General features: G+C 53.5%; 9 protein-coding genes. 7 read left to right on the top strand and 2 right to left on the bottom strand.

The window, feature by feature from the left end; genetic code table 11:
* Nucleotides 1-57: 57 nt before the first annotated feature.
* A complete protein-coding gene (locus tag NSU18_RS15020; RefSeq protein ID WP_341018760.1) occupies nucleotides 58-1,410 on the bottom strand; it encodes an MATE family efflux transporter in 1,353 nt (450 codons plus the stop codon).
* Nucleotides 1,411-1,543: 133 nt separating this feature from the next.
* On the opposite strand from NSU18_RS15020, the gene NSU18_RS15015 reads away from it, so the two are divergent.
* Together NSU18_RS15015 and NSU18_RS15010 are read left to right on the top strand one after the other, a co-directional pair.
* The gene (locus NSU18_RS15015; RefSeq protein ID WP_341149403.1) at nucleotides 1,544-2,239 is read left to right on the top strand and encodes a TetR/AcrR family transcriptional regulator; all 696 of its coding nucleotides are present in this window, start codon (nucleotides 1,544-1,546) and stop codon (nucleotides 2,237-2,239) included.
* 207 nt (nucleotides 2,240-2,446) lie between these two features.
* Nucleotides 2,447-5,071, top strand: coding sequence for a beta-mannosidase (locus NSU18_RS15010; protein WP_341149402.1), 2,625 nt, complete (start codon nucleotides 2,447-2,449; stop codon nucleotides 5,069-5,071).
* Nucleotides 5,072-5,493: 422 nt separating this feature from the next.
* Here the strand turns inward: NSU18_RS15010 and NSU18_RS15005 are convergent, their stop codons facing one another.
* Nucleotides 5,494-6,414: a DsbA family protein gene (locus tag NSU18_RS15005; protein WP_341149401.1), complete on the bottom strand. Its 921-nt coding sequence runs from the start codon at nucleotides 6,412-6,414 to the stop codon at nucleotides 5,494-5,496.
* A 112-nt stretch (nucleotides 6,415-6,526) separates the two neighbouring features.
* On the opposite strand from NSU18_RS15005, the gene NSU18_RS15000 reads away from it, so the two are divergent.
* The 5 genes from NSU18_RS15000 (at nucleotide 6,527) to NSU18_RS14980 (ending at nucleotide 11,829) form a co-directional block, all read left to right on the top strand.
* Complete coding sequence (locus NSU18_RS15000; protein WP_341018766.1) at nucleotides 6,527-6,871, top strand: winged helix-turn-helix transcriptional regulator; 345 nt, start codon at nucleotides 6,527-6,529, stop codon at nucleotides 6,869-6,871.
* Between the two features lie 121 nt (nucleotides 6,872-6,992).
* A complete protein-coding gene (locus NSU18_RS14995; RefSeq protein ID WP_341018767.1) occupies nucleotides 6,993-7,487 on the top strand; it encodes a CYTH domain-containing protein in 495 nt (164 codons plus the stop codon).
* A 99-nt stretch (nucleotides 7,488-7,586) separates the two neighbouring features.
* Entirely contained in the window at nucleotides 7,587-8,975 is a 1,389-nt protein-coding gene (gene thrC, locus NSU18_RS14990; RefSeq protein ID WP_341149400.1) for a threonine synthase, read from the top strand.
* Nucleotides 8,976-9,917: 942 nt separating this feature from the next.
* Entirely contained in the window at nucleotides 9,918-10,904 is a 987-nt protein-coding gene (locus NSU18_RS14985) for a Gfo/Idh/MocA family protein (RefSeq protein WP_341018769.1), read from the top strand.
* Nucleotides 10,905-10,953: 49 nt separating this feature from the next.
* Nucleotides 10,954-11,829 (top strand): radical SAM/SPASM domain-containing protein, encoded by an 876-nt coding sequence (locus tag NSU18_RS14980; RefSeq protein ID WP_341018770.1) that lies wholly within the window; start codon nucleotides 10,954-10,956, stop codon nucleotides 11,827-11,829.
* Nucleotides 11,830-11,914 lie beyond the last annotated feature (85 nt).

The following is an 11,914-nucleotide window of genomic DNA, read 5'->3' as shown; positions in this document are numbered from 1 at the left end:
CTTCACGCTTTAAAAGAACGGCATTGCCTTTTCCGCTTGGAGGCGGCTTAAGCTCACTTAATGCACCAGACTCTCAAGTTCCGGCTGCAGCTTATGCCGCAGGGCGTACAGCATGGCGGCACCGACCAGGAAGGCAGCGGCATCGGCAATGACCAGCGACCACACCACGCCATGGAAGCCGTTCATCCGGTTGGCGAAGAAGAGCACAGGAATCAGTGTGACCCCTTGAATAATCGACATTACGAACGCGGCTGTTCCCTGCGCGGTAGCCTGGAAGATCCCCATGAACAAGGTGGTCAGCCCTGAAATGAATAAGGACAAGAAGGTGACATGCAGAATGTAGCTGCCCATTTCAATCATTTGCGGGTCCCGGGTGAACAGACCAATCAGATGGTCGGAGATCAGATAGACTAGAATGCCGAATACGGCAGCCATGGCGGCCATCGCTTTCACCGTGAATCCGATGGTATGCTTCATGCGCAGCTTATCCGCTGTGAATGAGAAGGCAATGAGCGGCACGACTCCCTCACACAACCCCATCAGAATAAACTCAGGGAACTGCAGCAATCTTGAGGATATCCCGTAAGCGGCTACAGCCGAATCCCCATATTCGATCAGGAACAGGTTGAAGATCAGCGACATGGCTCCGAGAAAGACACTCATGATAAAGACCGGAACGCCGATTTTGAACACATTGCTGAGAATATCCTTGGTGGCCTTGAACCATTTGAAGGAGACGGTGAGGAATTGGCTTTTGTAGCCCATATGGAAGGCATAGTAGGCACTCGCAACCATGTTGGCAACAACTGTTGCCGATGCTACGCCAATTACACCCCAGTGGAGCACGAAGATGACAAAAGCATCGAGCAGGATATTAACCACCACGCTGAGCATCATACCGATCATAGACACGATGGCTGCACCCTCGGAGCGGACCATATTCTCCAGCGTAAAGAACAACACGACAAACGGCGCGCCAATCAGCATGACTGTGACATAATCCTTCGTGAATCCATAAGAATCCGGCGTTGCCCCCAGACTGTGAAGGATGGGGCCGATCAACGGCAGGCCCACGGCCATCACGAGGAGGCCAAGCAAGAGACTGCTGTAAAAGGCGAAGGAAGACACTTGCTTCACTTCGTCATATTTGTGCTCACCCAGCAGCCGCGAGATGTAGGTGCCGCTGCCGATGCCCACCAGATTGCCCAGCGCCATAATAATGGCGAACAGCGGCAAGGTCAGGGCGAGTGCGGTCAGCATGGCCGTATTGTGTAGAGTGCCCAGGAAATAGGCATTCAGAATCGAATAGATGACGTTCATAGAGGTGCCTAACATCATGGGCACGGCGAAATGGGCGACGGCTTTGGTGATAGGTGCTTTTTCAAAATAATAAAGGTTTTCGGTATCCATTAGGGATCACTTCTTTCACTGATTTTTGTTAATCTAACGGTGTTAGATTGAACCTTACAGTGTTAGATGATATCATGAACCTAAGAGACTGTAAAGCATAAACTTACACTGTTAGATAAAAGGGCGGATAGCGATGAAAAAAGCACAACCTCAAATCTCGGAGGACCGGATTCTGGAAGCTTCATGGGAGCTTCTTAGTGAAGGGGGAATCGAGAAATTCAGTATGCGGCGTCTGGCGGACCGGCTGGGCATTCAGGCTCCCTCGCTGTATTGGTATTTCAAGAGCAAGCAGAACCTCTACCAGCGGCTGGCCAACCACATCTCCAGAGTCATCCTGGAGGAGCACCACCCGGAGGGCGACTGGAAGGAGCAGCTGACAGAATTCGCGGTAACGGTACGGAGTGTGCTCAGCCGTTATTCCTGCTCCACACAGCTTATGATGATGACCCTGCCCCACGAGCCGGACATTATCCGGTTCAACAACCGGATGCTGCAATGCGTGGAATCCACGCCGCTTGAGGAAGCGCAGAAGGTGCAGGTGGTCACAACACTGGTGAATTTCGTGTTCTTCTTCGTGTTGGATGATTATGAGCATGAGCGCAATGTCGCTATGATGGCTAAGGAACAACAGGAGCCTCCGGGTGAGGAACTGCTTCGCCTGATGGAATCGATGAATGATAAGGAGGTCGGGTTGTTCCGCAGGATGTTCAAGAACGGACTGTTCGAGCTGCTGGGGACTGACGGGGCCTTTGAATTCGGACTGAGGCTGATTCTGCTCGGGACGGAGCAGGTGATTAAGGAGCATGAGGAGCAGCAGAAGCACAAATAAGTGCAGGGGAAGATAACAAAAATAACAAAGGGTACATTGGTGAGTGGGGCTTAATATTTAGGTAACATGTGGTAGAGAGGTTCAATGAAATATTTGTTTTGTTTGTATTGTAGCTGCTTTAAATATTGTTATTGCTAACGTTATTATAACAAAATATAATGAGGTTAGCTAAGCGCCGAAATGCGCAAAAACAGTATAGGAGGAACTATGAAACAACTACAAATCAACCTGTCGAACTGGGAATTCAGAGCCTGCGGAGATGAAGAATGGCTTACGGCTGTGGTACCGGGAACAGTGCATACGGATCTGCTGCGCAATGGCGTTATCGATCAGCCCTTCTATGGAACGAATGAACATGAGCTGCAATGGATTGATAAAAAGGACTGGGAATACAGAACCGGATTTGTACTAGAAGAGGCATGGCAGACCCTGGCGGTAACTGAGCTGGTGTTCTCGGGGCTGGATACGTATGCCGATGTGTATGTGAACGGGGTGCACACCTTGTCCGCAGACAATATGTTCCTGTCCTGGACTGTGAATGTGAAGGGGCTGCTGCGGGCAGGTGAGAATGAGCTCCGCATCGTCTTCCGCTCGGTGGTGACGGAGGATCTGCCGAAGCTGGCGGCGCTGGGCTACGCTCTGCCTGCACCGAATGACCAGTCTGAGTTAGGGGGGCTTCAGGAGCAGCGGATCAGTGTATTTGCCCGCAAAGCGCCGTATCATTACGGCTGGGACTGGGGCCCGCGGTTCCTGACCAGCGGGATCTGGCGGGAAGCTGTGCTGACGGGCCGTAACGTTGCGGCGATAGAGGATCTGTACATACGCCAGCAGGTGGTGAATGAGCAGGAGGCCCGGCTGACGGCCGTGATTGAAGCGGATGCCCCGGAAACTTGGAGCGGGATGCTGCGGGTAAGTGCCGAGGGGCAGGAATGGATGAAGGCGGTTACGCTCGCTGCGGGCAAGCAGACGATAGAGCTTGAGCTGGTGATTGACCGCCCACGCCTGTGGTGGTGCAACGGCCTGGGCACGCCGGAGCTGTATCATTTCCGTGCAGAGCTGCTGCAAGGGGCGGAGACTGTAGCGGTATCGGAGGTAACTACGGGACTTCGGGAAATTAAGCTGGTGCGTAAGCCGGATGCGCAGGGGGCGTCGTTTCATTTTGAGCTGAACGGGGTGCCGGTCTTCGCCAAGGGTGCCAATCATATCCCGAACGACAGCTTCATTACAGAGGTTACGGAAGAACGTTACCGCCATGAGATTGCCACAGCCGTGGCATCCAATATGAATATGCTGCGGGTGTGGGGCGGCGGATTCTATGAAGAAGAGGTGTTCTACCGGCTGTGTGATGAATACGGACTGCTGGTCTGGCAGGACTTCATGTTCGCCTGCAGCATGTACCCGGGGGATGAGGCATTCCTGAATAATGTCCGCGCAGAAGCGGTATATAATATCCGCAGGTTGCGTAACCACCCGTCTATCGCGCTCTGGTGCGGGAACAATGAGATTGACTCAGCCTGGTCGCAGTATGAGGAGTACATGGGCTGGGGCTGGAAGGAGAAGCTGAATGCTGAGATCCGGGAGACTCTCTGGCGGGCTTACGAAGAGATTTTCCACCGGATTCTGCCGGAAGCCGTTGCTGCGAACCATCCGGGTATGGACTACTGGCCGTCCTCACCGCTGCGCGAGCTTACCGGCGGTCAGGATCAGCATGCCACGCGGATTAAGGGGGACGGGGATGTTCACTATTGGGGCGTCTGGCACGCCAAGGAGCCGTTCGAGAACTATAATCTCAAGGTAGGCCGCTTCATGAGCGAATACGGCTTCCAGTCCTTCCCGGAGCTGAAGTCGGTGCTGAGCTATGCAGAGGAAGAGGAGCTGGCGCTGGAATCGAAGGTCATGCTGGCTCATCAGAAGAACGGATCGGGCAATCAGCTGATTAAGGAGTATATGGATATGTATCTGCCGCAGCCGAAGGATTTCCGGGGCTTCCTGTACATGAGCCAGATGCTTCAGGCCGAGGCGATCCGCATGGCTATGGAGAGTCACCGCCGCAACAAGCCTTATTGCATGGGCACGCTGTATTGGCAGATGAATGACTGCTGGCCGGTAGCCTCCTGGGCGGGCATGGATTATTACGGGCGCTGGAAGGCGCTGCAATATACGGTGCGCCGCAGCTTCCAGGAGGTGCTGCTGTCTGTAGACAGCGCGGACGGGGAGAACGTCAAGGTCTATGGGGTGTCTGACCGGCGGGAAGCCTTGGACGGCGAACTGGTGCTGCGGCTGCATGACATCAGCGGCGTGCTGCTGCGTGAGTGGTCGCAGCCAGTAACCCTTGCTGCTGATTCGTCGGCTGTGGTCTTTACGCTGCCGCTGGCCGATGTGTTGGAGGGCCGCGAACTGGCCAGTGTGGTGCTGGTGGCTTCGCTGCTGGAGAGCGGGCAGGCGGTGGAGCAAGGGGCTGAGGCACGACAGGTGCTGGAGCCGGAGACACGGCAGGTATTGGAGCCGGAGACAAGGCAAGTGCTGGTGCGCAAGGAGCATTACTTCGCGGCGGCCAAGGATATTCCGCTGAGCAAGCCGGTCATTACGGTGACCGAGGTGCCGGGCAGCGGTGGCACCAGCTTCACGCTGAGCAGCGACGTGCTGGCACGGGGCGTGCATCTCACTGTAGAAGAAGAGGGCATTTTCTCTGATAATTACTTCGATCTGCTGCCGGGCGAACCGAAGATGGTGGAGTTCTCGCTTCGGGGTGGAGGCAGCGGCGGAGGGGCAGAATTCATCCCCGCAGCTCCGACCGGACTCGTAGTCCGCTCGATGGCGGATTATATCTAATCACGAACTCTCACGCAGATGCAGACACCTCCGCAACGGTGGACTCGTCCGCAATGGTGATTCCGCCGCAGCGGAGATTCACCCCTGGAGCCGTGGCTTCCCTCACCCGCAGCCGGCCTTGCGGACTGACATGACCTTATTTGCTCATTAACTAACCTGATTTCTGTTCTTGCGGACTCAGAAGACCTTGTTGTCTTCAGGGTTGGCCGTTTCAAGTCGAAATCGTACGAATAAGGACCTCTGAGTCCGAATGATGGGCAAAAGTGGCTATTTAAGCCGAATAGCGGATTCTCAGTCCGCCATGGGCTGGGCATCATGCTTCGGTATTATGGGCATTATGATTCAGTAACATCAACCAAACAGCGGTCCTCCGATGACGGGGGACCGCTGTTTGGTGATTGTACAAGAAAGGATGGCCGTCTTCAGGCCGGTTCGATGAACATCTCACCCAGGATCTGGCGTGTGCGGTAAGATTGCCCGGGAAGCGCAGCAGCGGTGAAGGCCTCCACCTCATCCTGCCCGATATCGTACATGGCCTCGATCTCTCTGGAGAAGAGAAGATGTCCTTCAGCAAGCAACTCCGGCATAGCCGGCAGAGCAGCAGGAGTAAGAGGCTCAGGGATAAGCTGCTGCAAGGCGTCCACGTAGTTTTGCAGGGTACGGGACCCGACGAGCTTGATGCCTTGGTTCTCTTCATTGATCATGACAAGGGTCGGGAAGCCGCGTACGCCGAGCTGGGCCACCTTCTGAAAATCCTCTTCCAGCAGCTCCTGTGCCGCTTCCAGTCCTGCTGCTTGAATGATCTCATCGCCGGGTAACCCCAGACTATCCACAATATCCGTGAGCACCTCGTCTTCCCCGATATTCCTGTTGAAGACGAAGACGGCTTCTCTGGCGCTCCGCAAGTAGGCCAACTCCTTCCCCGGATGTCTCTGCTGGATAACCTTGAATACTCTGGAGGGCGGATAAGAGGACATGACCGGATTGTTCAGCCACAGGCTACCGTCAATGGGCATGCGGTAATGCGCTCCGACTTCCTTCCAGTGCCCCGCTACATCGGCTGGCTGCTGTATTCCATTCGCCTTGTCAGCGAAGCCATTCCACCCGGCTAATAATCCGCCCATCAGAGGCTGCAGATGAAAGTACTTGCCATATTGCTGAATAAACCGGTTCAGGGTAGGCTCAATCGCCCAGCAATGTGAACAGATCGGATCAGTCGCATAATAGAGAGTAACTTTGGGCTGCGGCTGCGGATTGAAATCTATAATTTGGGTATGTTCATCCTCCTCGCCGACACCACATACACCAGTCTTCAGATCACAGATCATAGGATTTGTATTCATAGCTGTTTACCTCACTTTCTTTTGTAGTATGATTATAATATCTGGAAGCAGACTAACAAGTACTATTGTTTTTAATACCTGGTATATAAAATATACTAATGGAGGAATCCTCATGCAATATGAAGTGGATTTAACGCAGATGTGCCCCGCTACCTTTGCCTTTCATGTTATCAGCGGGAAGTGGAATCTGCCTATTCTGGCTTTGCTGAGCGAAGGCGGGCCGATCCGGTATAACGAACTAAAAAGAAGGCTCAACGGCATCACAGGAACAACGTTAACGAACTGTCTCAAGGATCTCATCGACCACGGGATCATCCACCGGGAGCAATATCATGAGGTGCCTCCGCGCGTCGAGTATTCCCTGACCCCCTCCGGGCAGGAATTGGTTCCGTTAATTGAAGAGATCGTGGCTTGGGGAGCCAAAAACATCCATGTGCCGGGCGCAGGGAAGGGATAGGAATATTTTCCCCGTGAATCTGTTCCCTCCGGTTGACTTGCGTATGACCCGCCCCTATGATGATAAATAATATGTAACATTAACGCTCGCACAAAGCTCGCACACAGAGGAGAGAAACAGCATGGCTATGGAGATTGAACGCAAATTCCTGCTGCCGGAATACCCGGAGCGGCTGATTGAAGAGGGACAGCTGAAGGTGCTGACCCGTCACAGTATTGACCAGACCTATCTTGCGATTGAAGACGGGCAGGAGCTGCGGGTGCGGAAGATCACGGATCTGGACACGGGTGAGGTAACTTACACGCATACGTTCAAGGATGGCAAGGGCATCAGCCGCCAGGAGATTGAATATTTCATTTCCGCAGGCTTGTATAACCAGATGATTGAGGCTGTGAAGGCGATCCCGCTGGTCAAAACCCGCATTACAGGCGTATGGAACGGTACAACGGTGGAGATTGATCTCTACACCCAGCTGGAGCTTACGGTGCTTGAGGTTGAGTTCGATTCTTTGGAGGAGGCTGAAGGCTTCGCTGCCCCGGAATGGTTCGGCCTGGATGTGAGCACAGAGAAGAAGTACAGCAACAAAACCGTCTGGAAAGAGCTTCAGGGCAAATAGCCCCAGTGAGCCTTAATCTTATAGAATCAGCGGACTTTAACGCGTAAACGTGGTACTATGTACAGTAAATAAAGAGGGGTTCAGGAGGATGAGACGGGTATGGAGTATATAAGCACAAGAGGCAAGGTAGCGGCCAGAGGCTTTATTGATACAGTTCTGATGGGGCTGGCGGATGACGGCGGACTCATGGTGCCGGCTGAGATTCCGGTGATTTCCCCGGAGAAGCTGGAGGAATGGAGAAGCCTGAGCTTTCAGGAGCTGTTCCTTGAGATTTTCTCCTACTATACCAATGACGAAATTCCTTATGACGATCTGCGCTCAATGGTCTACACCAGCTATGGCAGCTTCCGGGCTCCGGAAGTCACGCCGCTGCACAAGGTGAACGATTCTCTATATGTGCTGGAGCTGTTCCATGGGCCGACGTTTGCCTTCAAGGATGTGGCGCTGCAGTTCATGGGCGAGCTGTATTCTTATATTGCCAAGGTGCGCGGAGAGATCATCCATATTCTGGGGGCTACCTCCGGCGATACCGGAGCGGCTGCGATTCAAGGAGTGCGCGGCAAGGAAGGCATCAAGATCTGCATCCTTCATCCCCATGGCAAGGTCAGCAAGGTGCAGGAGCTGCAAATGACCACCGTAGATGACAGCAACGTGCTGAACCTGTCTGTAGAGGGCAATTTCGACGACTGCCAGAAGATTATCAAGGAGCTGTTCGCCGACCTCGACTTCAAGGGACGGTATCACCTGCGGGCGATTAATTCCATCAACTTCGTGCGCATTCTGGCGCAGACGGTCTATTATTTCCATGCTTATCTGCAGCTTCCGGGAAGCGATCAGCAGAAGGTCAATATCAGCGTGCCTTCGGGTAACTTCGGCAATATTTTCTCAGGCTTCCTGGCGCAGCGGATGGGTCTGCCGATCCACAAGCTGATCATTGCCACCAACGAGAACAACATTCTTGAACGGTTCGTGGTTACCGGTGAATACAAGCCGGGCAGCTTCACAGGCACCTACAGCCCGTCGATGGATATCCAGGTGGCGAGCAACTTCGAACGCTATCTGTATTATCTGCTGGATGAGGATGCAGAGAAGCTGTCCGGGTACATGGCAGCCCTGCAGAGCGAGGGCGTAATTAAGGTGGATGGCGAGCTGCTGGCCCGGGTGCAGGCGGACTTCTCGGCGCTGGGCGTGAAGAACGCGCAGTGTCTGGAGATTATCAGCAAGTATCAGCAGGAATCCGGCTATCTGCTCGACCCGCATACGGCTTGTGGCGTAGCCGCGTACGAGAAGTTCAGTGCCCCGGATGAGGTAAGCATTGCTTACGCTACAGCGCATCCGGCCAAGTTCGATGAGGCGATTGCCTTGACCGGCATCAAGCAGGAGTTCCCGGCTCAGATCGCAGCGCTGTTCGAGCAGCCGCAGCATCAGGTCGTGGTCGATCATGATAAGGCGGAGATTGTGCGCCAGCTTGTGGCTTTTTACGGTTAAAATAGTGCGCGTGTCCAGTGGGCCACGCGCAGGTTGAAGACAGCCCCCGCCGGGATGGTGGGGGCTGTTTGGTGTGGCTGGTATTGTGGGACACTGGATAGTGTGGGAGTGTTGTTCGCTAGTAGCTCGTATTGTAGGGACACTGGTTAGTGCGCGCATTGTTCGCTAGTAGCGGATCAGAGGTGGATTTGTGAGAAGGGCGTTAACTAATTGCTTACCAGTGTGCTAATTGCCTAATTGCCTAACTGCCTGGTGCGCGAACCTGCTTCCACCAGTCGGTGATTGCATTATGTGCAATAGAAAGTCCCCGAAACACCTCTAAAAAAGATTCTATTGTATTTGATACAGCAGATTTATGGGGGAAGGCCTGTTACAGGCTCAAATTACAAATTCTGTTGTACGAAATACAGCAGAATAGAAAAATGGGAGCTTTACACCGGATTCTATTGTACGAAGTACAATTGCTGGCTAATTTGTGGGAAATATAAGGCTAGGTTGGAGTAGAATGGCTCAGTGGGAGTTAATGCAAGGCTAGGTTGGAGTAGAATGGCTCAATGGGAGTTAATGCAAGGCTAGATTTGAGTTGAACGGCTCCACTGCGGGGTATGATTCTGCCTGGGGTTAATGCATAGCCCATAGAAGGCAATGGCTGAATGAATGGCCTCATGCTCCGAGAGGCGTTGGACAAATGAAGGGAATTCTGTGCGGATGCTCAGGTGCTTTTTTTCACAAGCGAAATCTAGCGGAATTTGTCGGAAATTACGGTATATAAGTGGACATACCTATCATGGAATGAGAAAATAGCAGTTATAGCTGACATTTCAAGTGGAAAAAGCTTTGCTATCCTTTTAAAGGATGGTACCGTTTCGGCGGGAAATAGAAGGATAATGTATAACGTGATGCATATAAATTTTTATATTTTAAAAAAGGACGGGATCATTCATGACTATTCGTTTCGGGGTTGTAGGGACTAACTGGATTACAGACCGCTTTGTGCAGGCGGGACTTGAGAATGAGGAGTTTCTGCTTACGGCCGTGTATTCCCGCACAGAGGAGAAGGGACAGGCTTTTGCCGCCAAGTATGCCGGGGCTTCGATCTATACGGATCTGGAGGCGATGGTATCAAGTGCAGAGGTGGACGCGGTCTATATCGCCAGCCCCAACTCGATGCATGCGGAGCATTCATTGATCTGTCTGAATCACGGCAAGCATGTCCTCTGTGAGAAGCCGGCGGCCTCCAACAGCCGTGAGCTGAAGACGATGATCGAAGCGGCGCGCCGCAATGATGTGCTGTTCATGGAAGCCATGAAATCCACGTTCATGCCGAATTTTGGCGTGATCCGGGATAATTTATATAAGCTGGGTCAAGTCCGGCGCTACTTCGCAGGTTATTGTCAATACTCATCGAGGTATGATGCTTACCGCCAGGGGACGGTGCTGAACGCATTCAATCCTCGATATTCCAACGGCTCTCTGATGGATCTGGGCATCTACTGCCTGTATCCGATGGTGGTCTTGTTCGGCAAGCCGGATACAGTGAAGGCGGCAGGCCTGATGCTCGCTTCGGGTGTGGACGGCGAAGGCAGCATGGTGATGCGCTACCCCGACATGGGGGCGGTCATTATGCATTCCAAGATTGCGGACTCCTACCTGCCTGCCGAGATTCAGGGAGAGAACGCAACAATGGTTATCGACAAGATTAACCAGCCCTATCAGGTCAAAATCCACTACCGCGACGGAACCGTCGAGGAGCTTACGCTCCCGCAGGTGTATGAGGCAATGTACTATGAGGTTGAGGAGTTCATTCATCTGCTGAAGAGCGGGCAGCGGGAGAGCGCGACCAACAGCCATGCCAATTCCCTCGCGGTAGCAGAGCTGATGGAAGAGGCGAGAGCCCAGATCGGCCTTCGTTACACTTCGGATCTCTAGCATAACGGGCAGTCTGGCCTGCAATATATATTGAAATGGGGAGCGGAACTTGAAGACGTTCAAAAAGGTATACATCGAGATCACAAGCGTCTGCAACCTGGCCTGCAGCTTCTGTCCGCCCACGGAGCGGCAGAAGAATTTCATGAAGCTGGAGACGTTTGTTACCATTCTTGATGAGATCAAACCGTACAGCAATCATATCTATCTGCATGTCAAAGGCGAACCGCTGCTGCATCCGAAGCTGGGCGAGCTGCTGGATGCCGCGCATGCCAAGGGCTTCAAGGTCAATATTACGACCAACGGTACTTTGATCCGTAAGGCAGGGCCGAAGCTGCTTGGCAAGCCGGCGCTGCGGCAGATGAACTTCTCGCTGCACAGCTTCGACGGCCATGCAGGCTCGGAGAACCGCGAAGGTTATCTCACAGAGATCATCCAGTTCGTCCGGGAGATCTCAGCTCAGGGCGTTATTGTCTCGTTCCGGCTCTGGAATCTGACGGAGGACAACCGGACGAATCTGGAGAAGGAACGCAACCGGGAGACGCTGGCCCTGCTGGAGGAGGCTTTTGGCCTCGACTATAGGATTGAGGAGAAAGTGGTTCCCGGAAGCGGCGTGAAGATTGCCCCGCGCGTGTACCTGAACCAGGACCACGAGTTCAGATGGCCGGCGCTGCATGAGCCGGAGGATGACGGAAAGGGCTTCTGCCATGCGCTGCGCAGCCAGGCTGCGGTCCTGGTAGACGGCACTGTTGTGCCGTGCTGTCTGGATGGCGAAGGGGTGATCAACCTTGGCAATATTCATGAGCAGCCGTTCTCCGAGATTGTCGAGGGGGAACGGGCGAATAATCTGTTCTACGGCTTCTCGCGGCGGGAAGCTGTTGAGGAGTTGTGCCGCAAATGCGGCTACCGGCAGCGCTTCGGGACCTAGCCGGAGCGCCAGGCCGGAGTGGATGCTGGTAATGGTGCATACCGGCTAAGCAGCAGGGTGATGCTAGAGGAAAGATAGAAATATT

Origin of the sequence: Paenibacillus sp. FSL H8-0048 (genome assembly GCF_038002825.1) — a bacterium.
Lineage (GTDB): Bacteria > Bacillota > Bacilli > Paenibacillales > Paenibacillaceae > Paenibacillus_AQ.
This window is presented reverse-complemented; position numbering and strand designations above follow the sequence as displayed.

What these genes read in the sequence shown, in the direction of transcription:
- NSU18_RS15020 (WP_341018760.1), bottom strand. Translation starts at nt 1,410, where the DNA reads ATGGATACCGAAAACCTTTATTATTTTGAAAAAGCACCTATCACCAAA.
- NSU18_RS15015 (WP_341149403.1), top strand. Translation starts at nt 1,544, where the DNA reads ATGAAAAAAGCACAACCTCAAATCTCGGAGGACCGGATTCTGGAAGCT.
- NSU18_RS15010 (WP_341149402.1), top strand. Translation starts at nt 2,447, where the DNA reads ATGAAACAACTACAAATCAACCTGTCGAACTGGGAATTCAGAGCCTGC.
- NSU18_RS15005 (WP_341149401.1), bottom strand. Translation starts at nt 6,414, where the DNA reads ATGAATACAAATCCTATGATCTGTGATCTGAAGACTGGTGTATGTGGT.
- NSU18_RS15000 (WP_341018766.1), top strand. Translation starts at nt 6,527, where the DNA reads ATGCAATATGAAGTGGATTTAACGCAGATGTGCCCCGCTACCTTTGCC.
- NSU18_RS14995 (WP_341018767.1), top strand. Translation starts at nt 6,993, where the DNA reads ATGGCTATGGAGATTGAACGCAAATTCCTGCTGCCGGAATACCCGGAG.
- thrC (WP_341149400.1), top strand. Translation starts at nt 7,587, where the DNA reads ATGGAGTATATAAGCACAAGAGGCAAGGTAGCGGCCAGAGGCTTTATT.
- NSU18_RS14985 (WP_341018769.1), top strand. Translation starts at nt 9,918, where the DNA reads ATGACTATTCGTTTCGGGGTTGTAGGGACTAACTGGATTACAGACCGC.